This window comes from Acidobacteriota bacterium, from assembly GCA_030697165.1.
GTDB lineage: Bacteria > Acidobacteriota > Vicinamibacteria > Vicinamibacterales > UBA2999 > 12-FULL-67-14b.
Genome location: JAUYQQ010000015.1, coordinates 430,496 through 444,194 on the forward strand (window position 1 = coordinate 430,496; position 13,699 = coordinate 444,194).

The window sequence follows — 13,699 nt, forward strand, 5'->3', positions numbered from 1 at the left end:
CTCGGCGCTACCGCGCCTCGTGGGGCGCCTCGCTCGCGCTCGGCGTGGGGACGGCGGGCCACCGCGTGATCGCGAAGGCGGCATACACGCCCAGGAACATGTGTAGGGTGCTCTTGTGGCTGGTGTGCGCCCAGAACACGGCGGTCGTGATCGCAAACGCCGCGAACAGGAAGCAAATGAGGAGATGGGGGACCGGCTTGGCGTTGCCGCGCGACAGCCACCAGCCGATCAGGGCCAGGACGTGCAGGGGGACCGAGTACGCGGCGTAGCCCCATTGGATAATCGATTCCCGCGCGGGGCTCAGTTGCCCCGAGAACGACCACGCCACCTTGCGAATCATGTCGATCAGGGTCTGTCCCGGATTCGCCTGGATGTATTCGATCGCCCACTGCCACAACAGCCGATCCGCCGCGAGCTCGCTGCCCTGGGATGCCAGCACCCGCTTGCGTTCTTCAGGCAGGCGCGCGTGCGCGGCGTCGTAGATTTCATCGACACTTCGCTCCGGAAGGAACTCGGTCGTGACCGGGTTGTTGGCTGTCCACAGGCTGAGGCCTGACTCGGTGGTGAGTACCGGGGCGCCGACCACCGACCAGTTCCGCACCATCCACCCGCCAACCAGCAGGACCACCGGAATCGAAACCATCGCCGCCTGGCGAAAGCGCCACGGCCCGCCACGGCCCGACGGCCACGCCACCCAGAGAAGCGCGAACGGCAGGAACAACGCGAGACGCACCGTGGTCAGCGTGGCCAGGCCAAGAACGACGCCCGCCGCCAACTGGAACGGAACGCCCCGCGGTGCCTCGCGCGACCGCAACAACAGGTAAATGGCCAACCCCATCAGCAGGTTGAACAGCGCCGTGTCTTGCAAGGCCGTGCTGTGCGCGATCGAGTAGGGATTGAAGGCCGTCAGGCAGGCGGCTATCAGGCCGACGCGGCGATCGAACAGGGTGCACGCGATGCCATAGACGATGAGACTGCGGCCGGCGCTGAGGGCCGCTTGGAAGATCGGCAATCCGGGGTACAGCCAGTCCCAGGGGAGGAGGGCCGAGACGACCAGGGGGTAAACCGGCACCCGAACCGCGCAGTCCACGCCGACGCCGAAGCAGAAGCCGTCGCCCCGAAGGAAGGACTCGGCGAGGTGCCGGTAAAAGGTGTAGCCATCGGTAAGGAACGCCGCTTCACCCTGCGCCAGCCGGTAACCGAGGCGGACGGCAAAGGCGACGATCACGATGGCCAGCAAGTCCCAGCGAAGGCGCGCAACTGCGCGGCGCAGGCGGCCAGTCATGCCCTAGTACGCAATTGCATAGCAATCCCGCCGTGGATCGGCCGCGGCAAATCGATTGCCGGTAGCGGGATCGATCATCACCGCCGTGGCGCAGCCCGACATGCCGAATGGGCGCAAGCGGCCTACGTCGTGGCCTCGCGCCTTGAGGTCGTTGTAGACCACGTCGGGAATGGTCGCCTCGACGTTCAATTGGTTGAAACCCGCCGAGTGCGGCCAGAACGACCCGTAGAAGTGCATGGTTTGCGCGCGCGGGCGTTCGAGGGCAGCATGCAGGTTCGGGTACCAGTCGTCCCAGAACTCAACAATGCTCAGGAAGGCCTGCAGGATGGTCTGGTCCTGGTTATCGCCGCCGGGCGTGCCCAGGCCCATCATCGGGATATCACCCTTGAACACCAGGCTCGGCGTCAGCGTGTATCGCGGCCGGGCGCGCGGGCGAATCTGGTTGGCGTGCGTCTTGTCGAGCCAGAACTGCTCGCCCCGCACGCTCATGCCAATGCCGGTGTCGCCGAGAATCACGGCGCCGGGCACCCACCCGCCGCTTGGCGTCACGTCGAAGATGTTGCCGTCCTTGTCGATTACCGCCATGTGGGTCGTGTCTTTGACGATGCCGGAGGAGTCGTCACCAACGCCGGCGGTCCGCGGGGTAACGGCGCTCTCGACGTTCGCTTTCCAGAAGGTCCACTGCTTGACCGTCGAGTCGTGCTTGAGCGGATCCCCGGCAATGAACGAGGTCGAGGCCCGGCGCGGATCGATCAGCGCCGCCCGCTCCCTGGCATACGCTTTCGACAGCAGCCCTTCAGCGGGCACCTGCACGAACGCGGGATCGGCGTAGTAGGTGTCGCGATCCGCGTACGCCAGCTTGATCGCCTCGGTTACCGTGTGGAGATAATCGGCGCTGCCATACTGCATCGCGCGAAGGTCGAAGTTCTCCAGGATGTTGAGCGCCTGCAGCATGACCGGCCCCTGGCTGCCGAAGCCGTGCTTGTAAACAGTGTAGCCGCGATAGGTCGTCTTCGCGGGCTCTTCGATGCGGGCGTAGTACTCCGCGAAGTCCGACACCTCGAACGGCGCGCCGTGCTTCTGCAGGAACGCCACCATTTCCTTCGCGATGTCGCCCTTATAGAAGCGATCGCGCGCAGCGACGATGCCGGCGACACGCCCTCTCTTCTTTGCGGCACGTTCCGCCTCGACCATCCGCTTGAGCGTGCGCGCGAGCGCCGGCAGCTTGATCGTCTCTCCCGGCGTGTAAAGCGATCCGTCGGGCTTGAGCCAATAGGCCTTGTTGCCCGGCCAGGTCTCGAAGAACTCGAGCTGGTTCCGGATGGCGCGGTAGGTGCTCGGACGCATCGGAAAGCCGTGCTCGGCGTAACCGATCGCCGAGGCCGCGACCTGTTCGAAGCTCATCGTGCCCCACTTCTCGAGCACGGTCAGCGACGCATGCAGCGCGCCGGGCACCACCGCCGGGTCGAGCCCTTCGCCCTCCAGGGTCTTCTGGCGCGAGAGATACCAATCGACGTCGACCGCCTTCGGGGCCCAGCCCTGCCCGACGATCGAGGTGACCTTGTTGTCCTTCTTGGGATAGACGAGGACGAGCGCTTCGCCACCGAGGCTGTACAGGTCCTGCTCGAGCACGCCGCCCGCCAGCAGCGACGCCACCCCCGCGTCGAACGCGTTGCCGCCTTTGAGCAGGATGGCGAGCGCGGCCGACGTCGTGAGGGGATGACCGGTGGACACGCCACCGGCCGGTCCCATCACCGCGGGCCTCAATGCCGAACCGGCAGGCTGCCGATCCTGCATCGGCACCTGGCCGATACCCACCCCGCTCGAAAAACCCAGACCGAGCGCCGTCGCGAGGAGCAGGTAGCGCATCCTACTTCTCGATCGTCGCCTTCTTGATGTAGTCGAGCTTCGGGAAGTTCTTCATCAGGTAGGCATTGCCTTCCATCTGGACGCGGCCCTGTTCAGGCCCCCTGCCGCGCGGCGCACCTTCACCGTAGCCGGTGTGGATCTTGTTGACGACGTCCTTGCCCTCAATCACCTCGCCGAACGGCGCGAACCCCATCGAATCGAGGTTGGCGTTGTTCCCGTAGTTGATGAACACCTGCGTCGTGCGGGTGTCGGGGCTGCCGCCCATCGCGTACGTGATGTACATCGACTTGTTGCTCTGCTTCACGGGATCCACACCGATGCGGGCATTGCGCCACGCCGCCGACACCGCCGGATCACCGTTGATGCCGAACTGCACCATGAAGCCTGAAATCGCGCGGAAGAAACGGGCGTCGTCGTAGAAGCCGCTCTTCACCAGGTTGTAAAACCGGTCGGCACCAAGCGGCGCCCACTCGCGGTTCACCTGGACGACAAACACTCCAGCGCTCGTGTCGAACTTCACTTTGTAACTGGCCGGCGCCTGCTCCTTGAGCGAGGCGGGGTCCTTGAGCGACGGCGCCTGGGCGGCGGCGCCGCCGGCAAACATCGTCAGGATGGCAAGGGCAAACAAAACGGTCGTGGTACGAATCATTCAGATCTCCTCCAGAGAACAGGGCGATTATCCCTTTGGAAGCGGGTTTGGCGAAAGGGGGCTGTCAAGAACGCCGCGCAGCGCCCGAACCAGCTGGGCGGGCGAGAACGGCTTCGATAACAAGGTCGCATGCTCGAGGTCCTGGCTGGTCACCACGTCGGCGGCGTAGCCAGACATCAGCAGCACCCGCACCGACGGTCGCAGGGCGCGGACACGCGCGGCCAGTTCCGGCCCCTTCATGCCCGGCATGACCACGTCGGACAGCAACACGTCGATCGTGCCGTCGAACGCAATCGCCGCCTGCAGGGCCTCGGCGCCGCTGGCCGCCGAGATGACCCGGTAGCCGCCCCGCTCCAGCGTTTCCACGGCCAGTCGGCGCACGCCCTCTTCATCCTCGGCGAGCAGCACCGTTTCGCGGGATCCGCCGGGCCGGGCGTCGATCGGCGGCGTGGTTGGCACCGGCGTGATGGGGGGCAGGTCGGGCGCGCGCGGCAGCAGCAACTCAATCGAAGTGCCCTGGCCGGGCGCCGTAGTCACGCCAATGTGGCCGCCGCACTGGCGCACGAAACCGTAGACCGTCGACAACCCCAGGCCGGTGCCCTGGCCGGGCGGCTTGGTCGTGAAGAACGGCTCGAACATCCGTGCCCGAGTCGCATCGTCCATGCCCGTGCCGCTGTCGGTGACCACGATCTGCACGTAGTTGCCGGGCCGGACCTGGCCATCGAGACGCCGCTCGCCGGCGGGGCGAGGCGCGTTGCGGGCCACAATCTGCAGCGTGCCGCCGTCGGGCATGGCGTCGCGCGCGTTGATCGCGAGGTTGACGATCGACTGCTCCACCTGCGCCGGGTCGGCCAGCACCGGCCACAACCCCGGCTCGGCCTGCGCGGTCACGGTGATGTTGGCGCCGATGACGCGCCGGATCAATTGCATCAGGTTCTCGAGCAACATCGTGAAGTCGAACTGATTGGTTTGCAGCACCTGCCGGCGGCTGAACGCCAGCAGCTTCTGCGTGAGCGCAGCGGCGCTGTCGGCGGCCCGGCGAATCTGGATCGCCTGATCGCGGACGGGCGAGTTGTCCGGAGCGTCCTCTTCGATCATGCAGGCGTAGCCGAGAATCGCCGTCAGCATGTTGTTGAAGTCGTGCGCCACGCCGCCGGCGAGCTTGCCGATGGCCTCCATCTTTTGCGATTCGGCCAGTTGCCGTTCGAGCTGCCGCTGCGCCTCCTGCAAGCGGCGCTCACGGCGGGCCAGCAGCCACCCGCCGAGAGGGACCGCCACCAGTAGCGCGACCATCAGCGCCAACTGCCCGCTCGCGGTGCGCTGGACGAGAGCCGCCACATAGCTGTACGGCAACGACGAGGCGACGAGCCACGACTCGTTGGCAACTTCGAACTTCGACCAGGCGTGAAGCCGGCGGCCATTGACATCATCGAGAATCGAGGTGCCCTGGGCTGCTTGGTGGTTGTGCGAGTCACCCGCGCTCGGCGCAGCACCCGTCCGGCCAGGCCCCAGAAGAACGCCAAAGTCCGGGGTGGCCACGCCGACCACCAACCGCTCAGTCGCCAACTCGGACAGTGCCGGTCCCAGGTAGACGTCGGCCAGGCGATTGAGATCGACCACCAGCGCCACCACGCCATTGAAGTCATTGCGCGGGTTCGGGTTCTCGCCGCTCGGCGCCGTGCGCCACACCGGCATGGCCAGCGAACGATAGTGCGGGGTGGCCGTGGGCCTTCCCCACGAGCCGACAATGCGGGTCCGGCTCTTGTTCGCCGGGTCGGCGAACCAGGACCATTCGGGCGGGAAGGGTTCCACGGGGCCACTGCCGCGCTGCAACTCTCCCGATGGCGACCAGTAGTAGAGCCGCCCGTCGGCATCCATGCGCGCAATGTACCGGACGATGCCGTTGGGATTCTCGCCGAAGGCCGCGCCAATGCGCTGCGCGAGGAACGGCACGTCCAGGTTCTGCACGCTCGGAATGCTGTTGAACTGCCGCAATTGCGCCGACAGTCCGCGCAGCTCTCCCTGGACCGCGGCCGCGCCGGTCCGAACCATCGCCAACTGCTGCAGCGAGTGCTGCTCGATGACCCCGTTCACGGTGGCTCGGTAAATGAGAATGCTCAGGGTGGCGACGACGAGCAATGCCGCCAACGTGCCCAGGTAAATGGCACGAGTCACCGCCTTCGTCGAGGGCTCGGGGGGCGCGGGAGGCGGCATCGAGGCGTCCACACTATACCCGGTCCGCGCGGGCGCGCCGCCAACTCACTGCACGGCGCTGCGCGACTGGCTGGCGACACGTTGCAGGACCTCGGCGTGGGCCAACGCGCCACCGAGGACAGGCGTCGCGGGCGCGGGCGCGCCCAGGAGGTGGCGATACGCGACCAGCGCCGCGAGATACGTGCCCGATCCAGACGGATGGAACTTGTCGGCCGCATACAGCGGGAGGTTGCGATCGATCGCCCAGGCCTCGCGCCACGCATCACCGACCGGCAGCAGGGTGCCCGCCACGGCTTTGGCCGCCGCCCGGTACGACTGGCTCACGCCCTCGGCGTCGCCCCGGCGTGACTGCGACGGCCACACCATGTAGAGCGCCGTACGGGCACCCGCCTGCTTGATCTCGGCGTCGAATCGCTTCGTGTACTCGATCAGCAGTCGACGTGACTCGGGCAGCGCCGACGGCCCCTGCTGCAACACGACGATGTCCCAGCGGCCGGCGGCAATCGCCTTGCGGGCCTCGCCCGAATGCCAGTGGTCTTCGAGGCTGGCGTCGGGCTTCGCAACGCTCTCGCAGACGACCGGTCGGCCGGCCGCGCGCGCGAGCGTGCACACCATGCCCGGCAGGTCGTTCTGATACGTGAGGCTGTTGCCGACGAACAGGATGCGCAACGGATCGGGAGCCGGCTGCATCGTGCCAAGCAGCGACAGGACGAGCAGCCGGCCGAACCAGGACGTCAACACGCGGTGCCGATCTTACTCACTTCTGGGTAATGCAGGCCTGCAGAGCAGCATCTGTCGGCAGCGTCGGGCTGGACAGTGCCGGGCACGCCGCCAGGCAGTCACCGGCAAACATGTAGTCGAGCGACACCGTCTTCTTCCCGGTCTTCTTCACCTCCGCATGTTCAGCCCACAGCTTTCGCAGGGTCGCCAACGTGTAGTTGCCGCACGCCCTGGCCGCGCTCGTCTGTGACGGCGGTGTCGGGGTCGGCTGGCGCGGCGACTCTGGCACCGGCGCAGTGGGGACCGGAGCCCGCCCTGCCAACGCCTGGAGCCGGTCGCGGCAGGCCATCCCGAGTTGCACACGGCGGTCGGCATCATCCAGCAACTCCGCCAGCGCCTGGCGCCTGAGCGCCGCCAGTTCCGCCTGTTGCCACAGGGTTTCCAGCCGCGGGCAGTCAGGAAAGGCGCGCGCTTCCATTTCGTCGATACGCAGCAGTCCGATCGCGTGAATCGATCTTGCCGACTCACGCAGCCGGAGCAGCGCTGCCCGATCGATGGTGATGGCCGACACGCGCGTGATGAGCGTGCGGAAGTCCGCGTCGCGCTGCTCGCTGGTCGAGTCGATGTTGTAGAAGCGGCGGACGCCGGCCAGGAAGGCCGACCGCACCTGATCGAAGCGGCTGGCAGCCGCGTCGAGACTGGCCAGTTCCCGATCGAAGACCTCGGCGGTCGCCCTTGCCGACGTCTCCAGGACCGCCGCCTCCGCCAACTCGGTCTGCATGGCCAGGCGGGCCCTGGCGGCTCGCGCCATGAGGGCCTCGGTGCCGGCCGATGCCGCCGTCTGAGCACGCAATTGCGCCCTGGTCTGGGCCAACAGCGCCGCGGCCGCGGTCAGCGGGCGCTGCACCGTGCTGTCGATGCGAACCGCCAGCGCCTCAGCCGCAAGTCCCTTCGCTCGCACGTCCGCGACAATGCGGGCGGCCGCGTCGCAGGCGCCGTCGGCCAGCGTCCCGGCTTGCGCGGCGCGCGGCGCCAGCGTCGCCTCGGCTCCCGCGCCGTGTTCTGCCGGCGCCGCCGGCAGCGCGTCGGCCGCCGCGCAGGCCTTGAGCAGTTCGGCCTTCGCGGTCCGGATTCGGGCGCGGCCTGCTTCGGCATCGCCGCGAAGCGCATCGGCCACATCGGCGTTGGACCTCAACCAGTTGGCGCGAACCGCAATCGCCGCCGCAAGTGAATCGAGTTCAGCCGCATACCGCCGGGCAATACCGAGGGCAGCGTCGGCTTGATCCTGCTGCGCAAGTTCCTGTGCGAGACGGGCCGTTCGCTCGCCGTACGCGTCGATGCCGAGTTCGACGGTGGTCCCCACCAGCAGCCCAGTGGATTCGAAAGCGAGTCGAAGGGCCAGCATTCCGCCACTCTTGAAGCTGGCCCGGGCGAGCGCGATCTGGGGGTCGCCACCCTTCGCCACCCACTGGTAATACTCGTCGAGGCCTTCCTGGCTGGTCTGGTCGATCAAGCCCGCCGTCCCAGGGATGCCCGACGTGTACCAGACACCGTAGACAATCCCCTTGCCGGCGGTTTTCAGGAATCCATCGCCCGGCGCACGCTCGGCCTTGGCCCGCTCAGCACCTTCGAGGCCGCCAAAGACTGCGCCGGCAACCAGGAGAAACGTTCCCGCGTTCCGGACGCCTTTCGATCTGGTCGTGGCCGCGGGGAGGCGGGCGCCAGCCACGGCGCTGGTCTTCGCGCCACGCGTCGTGCGCTCCAGCATCTGGCTTCGCGTCAACGGCTTCCCCGTGCCGGGGTCGACGTTGATGATGGTGCCGTCATCCAAGACCCGCCGGCTCGGAGCCGAGCCCTCGAGCTCGGTCAACAGCGGCCCACCGTGCTCGCGCTGAATATTGGTCTGCGCACCGAGCACCTCGCCGCGGTATTGCAGCAGTTCGCGTTGTGCCGCGGCCCGCGATCGGGCATCGGGGGCGCGCCTGACCTGCTCGACGAGGTCCGCATCGCGCGCCTGGCCCAGTTGCTTCGCTTTCGTGTACGCCTCGGCGTTGGCGCGCTCCGCCCGCTGGTGGAAATCGCGGATCGCCTTCGCCCGCTGTTCGGGCGTGGCGTGTTCGGGAACGACGCCGGCCGATTCCCACGAAGCGCCGCGCTTCAGGCGTTCAAGCGAGTCAAGCAGCCCGGGATCGGCACCACCGACAGCCGCGATGTTACGCCCCACCATCTTGCCGAGCTTGGCCCGCTCCTCATAGCTGTACGACAGGGGATCCTTCTTGAGGATCGCTCCACCCTTGCGGGTGTTGTCCAGCACGCTGACATAGTGGTCGCCCGACTCAAAGGCGAGTCCGGTTTCGCGATTGCTGGCCCGGCCGATGGCGGCCGTCTCGCTGGCCGAACTGCCGACGGGTCCAAACTCCCGCGGCGCGCGGCGATGGGTCGTGACGTCGAGCTCGCGAATGGTGATGGAGTCGCCCTGGCCGTCGACGTGATAGCCCATCTCGGTGGCGGCCTTTCGGAACTTGTGGAAGTCCTGGCCCGAGAGGCTCCTGGTGTCGATATCGCCCTGCAGCCCGCGGGAACCTTCGGCGGTTGGCAGCGTTCCAGTGGACTCCGGCATGTTAATGCCGGCGCGTTCGACGAGCTGCTTGAAGGCATCCTGCCGCTTCGATTCGAGCCCGATCGCGTCGCCGTGCATGCGCCGGTCGATCTCGACGTGCGCCGACCGCGTGTCGTTGGGCGTGCCGTGCAGCGCGCGGTGCTCGGCCTCCGCCCGCGACTGCAGTTGCTGGCGCTCGGTGTGAACCTCATACACGCCACTCGCCGTCTGCGAAACAGCCAGGCCCGACATCGCCAGGCTCAGCACGGCCGGGCCAACCCACCATCGCAGAATCCGGTTTCGCGTGGTCATGGCCGGCCTCCCTGGTGCGCCATCGCGTCGCCGAGCGTGCGAGCGAAGGCGCGGTTGGCAGGCGAAGCCCCGGCCCGTTCCGATACCTGACGCAATTCAGATCGCGCCTGGGCGCCCAGTCCCTGGGCGTCGAGGATGATCGCGAAGGCCAGCCGCACCGTGTCGGCCTCTGGCCAGCGGGCGAGCCAGCCACGCCAGAAGGCCGCACCGCGCGTGAGCTGTTCGTCACGCAGGTATGCCTCGGTCATGCGCGCCACCACCCACGGCAATCCCCGCGAGACGTCTGCCTGAAGGACGGTTTCGAAGTGCTCCAGGGCGGCGTCATACAGGCCCTGATCGAACAGCGACAGACCAAGCGCGAGGCGGGCCTCGGCCAGGGCGGGCTCCACAGCCACCGCGTGGGCGAATGCGTCCTCCGCCAGGGCCAGCACCATCGGCTCCGGTGGCAACTCCCGGTACAGCTGGCCGAGTAACAGCCACGCCCGGCCGTCATTGGGCAGCGCATCAACCAATCGCTCGGCCAGCGCTGCGGCGTCCCCGAGCGCCTCTGGCCGGCTCGTCTTCAGGTATTCCTCATACCGTGCCACCGCGGCTGCGCGAAGCGTGTCGGCGACGGCGGCGTCAGTCGCCGGCGGCAACGGTTCGGGCGCGACGGCGGTCGCGCTGCCGTCGATGGCCTGCACGCTCTTGAAGGCCGCATAGCTCTGTGTGTTCACCTCGCGCCGGCCGGTATCAGCACGCTCGAGATCGAAGGCCGACCGCGAATACACCGCGACCGTGTATACCTGGGCGTCAGTCATCTCGACCTCCACAACGTCGAGCCCGCCCTCCCTGCGCCCGGTCGCGGTCAACCGGTGAATGTCCTGCAGCCGCAGCTTCCACTGCTCCTTGGTGTCGAGGCGCACGAACGCGAACGCGCTCTTCTGTTTGGGATCCAGAAAGACGGTGCCCTCGTACGATCCGTCCGATCTCGTCACCAGGGCGCGAGCGCCAGTTGCCAGCCCCGGCTTGGTGGCCGGTCGAGTGACCGCTGCCACCGCCGAGAGCCGGTTCGCCCACAGGTTGTTCACCTCGACGAGCCCGGTGTCGTCACGAATGATGTTGAAGCCGGGCCATCTGTGGATGCCAAGCTCCAGCGCCTGGCCATCGGTGGTCTGCACCGCCGCCCACGCAAAGGTCTGCGACGAGTACGACCAACCCGGCTTGAGCGTGACGTCGCGACCGAGCAGGCGCACCGACAACAACTCGCTGATGAGGAAGTTGACGGGCTTCCCGTCGGCCGTGACAAAAGCCCACAACGGACCGGCCGGCTTGGGCGCGACTACCCCCGTATACGTGCCGCCGTCGGCGCGGGTTACCCGGATGCGGCTGCCCACGCCGAGTGACGGCGGGGCCTGTGCCTGCAGGCTGGCGGTGCCGGCCAGGACGATCAGGAGGACGGCGTGGGGAATAACTCGCGGTGTAGGCATGACGGCCCCCAGGCCAATGCCGCGGTCGACGCCTTCTATCGAGGAAATAATCGGCGGACAGGCGCCGGGGCCCGCGTAACGACGGCCTCGGCGTGGCTATAGCAAACGGTGTGCCTACGGGGTTCGCACGGTGACGGTGACCCCAATCCGATCGGGCTCGCGGCCCGTGAAGGCCACCGGCCCGGTGACCGGCCAGCTCGCGCTGGCCCACGGAAACGGGTTCGACACGTCCATCCAGAAGAAGCTGACGTTGACCAGGCGGTTGACGTCCACGAATGCGCGAACGGCCAGGGCGCGGTCCTTCTTGCCCATCGACACGCCGTAGAGGTTGTTGAGCTCCAGGTACTGAATCAGGCTGTCGTCGCGCGAGAGCTCTTCGCGCACCACGCTGCCTCCGGCGCGGACCTTGCCGGCCACCGGCACGTCAAACAGCGCGCCCATGAAGTAGCCGGGCTTGTCGATGGCGGCAAGGTCGGGAATGCCCACCAGCTCGCCGGAGGTCAGCGTCGGCCCCCACTGGTACTTGGCGTACTCACCGAACACCGAGGCCCAGGAGGTTGGCGACACCTTCACGCTCACCACCAGCGCATCGTCGTTGCGCTTGGAGGCCCAGTAGTTGGGCAGGCGCTCCACTTTCGAACCGGTGTAGCCCTTCTTGTAGGCGGCGCGGATGTCGAGGGCTTTGATCGGCGCCAGCCGCGCGGAGGCGACGACGGTGATGGCGCTGTTGGTGTCGAACGAGGTGTTGACGTGATAGAACCAGTCGTAGTCCTTCTCGCGATTACCTTCGCCGAGGACCGCCATGACGCCGGCGTCAAACACCGAACGGTCGCCGCGCCGCGCCGAGAAGGCCAGCATCGCGCCGAAATTGGCCTCGGCGTTGAGCCGGGTGATGCGGGTCATGTCCTTGGCGGTCGCCGCGCCGACCTCGCGAGGGGCGAAGCCGACCGGCAGGATGAACCGGCCGCCGCGTAATGAGACGCCGCCGGCGATGCCCCAGTCGATGTAGCCCTCGCGCAGGATGCCCTGCTGCGTGATGTAGTCGAGCGAGGAGCTGTTGTAGGTGTCGACCCGCTTGAGGCCGTCTTCGACGTCGCACTTCACGATCGGCCCGAGGCCGGCGTAGAGGTTCGGATCGTTGGGGAAGAAGAAGTCCTTCTCGCCGCAGGACGGCCGCGCGTTGGTTTCGCTGACCGGGTTCACCGAGACGAAGTAGCGGACGTGGTCGCTGACCTTGCCGGCGACGCTCAGAATCGCCATGCCGACGCGGCCCTGTTTCTCGAAGCCGAGGGCCGCCTGCGCGCCGTCGTGCGACCAGCCCATCACCAGCTCGCCGCCGAACTTGAAGCGTTCGCTCTGCGCGAACTTGAAGCCAAAAAAGTCCACGGCGTCAGCGGCCGGTTCCGGGGCCGGCGCAGTCTGTTGGGCGAAGGCGGGAGCAGCGGTCAGCAGGGTAACGAGTGCGATCGCGGTACACAGCGATCGGAGTCGGACGCGGTTCGAAGCAGGCACCAGAGAGGATTCTACTCGCTCTTGGACGACTTAGTCTCGCCAAAGCGGCCTTCGGCCGCGACGGCGGAGGCGCGCGGGTGCGATTTGCGGTAGACGTCGATCAGCTGTGCGGTGTTGACGTGCGTGTAGCGCTGGGTCGTGCTCAAGCGCGAGTGCCCCAGCAACTCCTGGATCGCCCTGAGGTCGGCGCCACGCTGCAGCAGGTGCGTGGCGAACGAGTGGCGCAGCGCGTGGGGGCTGATGCCGAGGCGCGTGCTGCATAAGGCCACGTAGCGGCGCAGCAGGCGATCGACGCTGCGGCCGGTCAGCCGCCCGCCGCGCGCGTTCAGGAACAGCGGATCGACGGCCGCCCGGTGACGGACCGCGGCGGACGCTTTCCGGCGGGGCGCGATGGCGGCGCGACGGCCAGCCCGCGCCTGCCGCGCGGCCAGAATCGCGGCCCGGTCGGCCATCCAGGCGCGCAGCGTGGCCGCCGCGTTCTGGTTGAACGGCAGCAGGCGCTGCTTGCCGCCTTTGCCCATGACGCGAACCATCCGGCTCGACAAATTCAGATCCTCGAGGTTGATCCCGACCAGTTCGCTCAACCGCAGACCCGAGGCGTAGAACAACTCGAGAATGGCGCGGTCGCGGCGGCCCAGCGGGTCGGCGGTACTCGGCATCTCAATCAGCCTGGCCATCTCCGGTTCGGACAAGTGGGTGGGAATGGTCTGGTCGCGCTTGGGCGCCACGGCCCTGGCGGTGGGGTCGTGCTCGATCAGCTCTTCCCGCCGCAGGTATTTCACGAACGTGCGCAGCGCCGACAGCTTGCGCGCCACCGACGATCGCGCCTTGCCGGCCTTGTTCAGCTCCGCCAGGTGCGAGCGCACCGAGCTCAGGCCAAGGTCGTCCGGGGTCAGGGCCGACATCTTGCGGTCCTTGTCGGCGGCCACCCAGGCCAGGTACTGGGTGATGTCGCTCTCGTAGGCGCGCACGGTGTGCGGCGACACGTGCCGATTCAGGCTGAGATAGGCCAGGAATTCCTTTAAATGCTCGCGCACGGGCCACCGACCATACAGCCACAGATTAGACGC

Annotated in this window: 9 protein-coding genes; all 9 read right to left on the reverse strand. The window is 67.5% G+C overall.

Annotated elements, in window-relative coordinates; all coding sequences use genetic code 11:
* Window positions 1-7: 7 nt before the first annotated feature.
* Window positions 8-1,285 carry a glycosyltransferase family 39 protein gene (locus Q8T13_15530; GenBank protein ID MDP3719174.1) on the reverse strand — a complete coding sequence of 426 codons (1,278 nt, stop codon included), beginning with the start codon at window positions 1,283-1,285 and terminating at the stop codon, window positions 8-10.
* 3 nt (window positions 1,286-1,288) lie between these two features.
* On the reverse strand, window positions 1,289-3,154 hold the full coding sequence (locus tag Q8T13_15535; GenBank protein MDP3719175.1) for a gamma-glutamyltransferase family protein: 1,866 nt from the start codon (window positions 3,152-3,154) through the stop codon (window positions 1,289-1,291).
* A 1-nt stretch (window position 3,155) separates the two neighbouring features.
* The gene (locus Q8T13_15540) at window positions 3,156-3,803 is read right to left on the reverse strand and encodes a peptidylprolyl isomerase (protein ID MDP3719176.1); all 648 of its coding nucleotides are present in this window, start codon (window positions 3,801-3,803) and stop codon (window positions 3,156-3,158) included.
* Window positions 3,804-3,830: 27 nt separating this feature from the next.
* Complete coding sequence (locus Q8T13_15545) at window positions 3,831-5,978, reverse strand: response regulator (GenBank protein MDP3719177.1); 2,148 nt, start codon at window positions 5,976-5,978, stop codon at window positions 3,831-3,833.
* An 84-nt stretch (window positions 5,979-6,062) separates the two neighbouring features.
* The gene (locus Q8T13_15550; protein MDP3719178.1) at window positions 6,063-6,758 is read right to left on the reverse strand and encodes an SGNH/GDSL hydrolase family protein; all 696 of its coding nucleotides are present in this window, start codon (window positions 6,756-6,758) and stop codon (window positions 6,063-6,065) included.
* A 16-nt stretch (window positions 6,759-6,774) separates the two neighbouring features.
* The gene (locus tag Q8T13_15555) at window positions 6,775-9,648 is read right to left on the reverse strand and encodes a hypothetical protein (GenBank protein MDP3719179.1); all 2,874 of its coding nucleotides are present in this window, start codon (window positions 9,646-9,648) and stop codon (window positions 6,775-6,777) included.
* A complete protein-coding gene (locus Q8T13_15560) occupies window positions 9,645-11,117 on the reverse strand; it encodes a hypothetical protein (GenBank protein MDP3719180.1) in 1,473 nt (490 codons plus the stop codon). The genes Q8T13_15555 and Q8T13_15560 overlap by 4 nt, the downstream gene beginning before the upstream one ends.
* A 114-nt stretch (window positions 11,118-11,231) precedes the next feature.
* Window positions 11,232-12,629 carry a hypothetical protein gene (locus Q8T13_15565; protein MDP3719181.1) on the reverse strand — a complete coding sequence of 466 codons (1,398 nt, stop codon included), beginning with the start codon at window positions 12,627-12,629 and terminating at the stop codon, window positions 11,232-11,234.
* A gap of 11 nt (window positions 12,630-12,640) precedes the next feature.
* A complete protein-coding gene (locus Q8T13_15570; GenBank protein ID MDP3719182.1) occupies window positions 12,641-13,666 on the reverse strand; it encodes a tyrosine recombinase XerC in 1,026 nt (341 codons plus the stop codon).
* Between the last annotated feature and the right edge of the window lie 33 nt (window positions 13,667-13,699).

Bases quoted from the DNA above. Each gene is read 5' to 3' on its own strand.
- Q8T13_15530 (MDP3719174.1), bottom strand. From the start codon at position 1,285: ATGACTGGCCGCCTGCGCCGCGCAGTTGCGCGCCTTCGCTGGGACTTG.
- Q8T13_15535 (MDP3719175.1), bottom strand. From the start codon at position 3,154: ATGCGCTACCTGCTCCTCGCGACGGCGCTCGGTCTGGGTTTTTCGAGC.
- Q8T13_15540 (MDP3719176.1), bottom strand. From the start codon at position 3,803: ATGATTCGTACCACGACCGTTTTGTTTGCCCTTGCCATCCTGACGATG.
- Q8T13_15555 (MDP3719179.1), bottom strand. From the start codon at position 9,648: ATGACCACGCGAAACCGGATTCTGCGATGGTGGGTTGGCCCGGCCGTG.
- Q8T13_15560 (MDP3719180.1), bottom strand. From the start codon at position 11,117: ATGCCTACACCGCGAGTTATTCCCCACGCCGTCCTCCTGATCGTCCTG.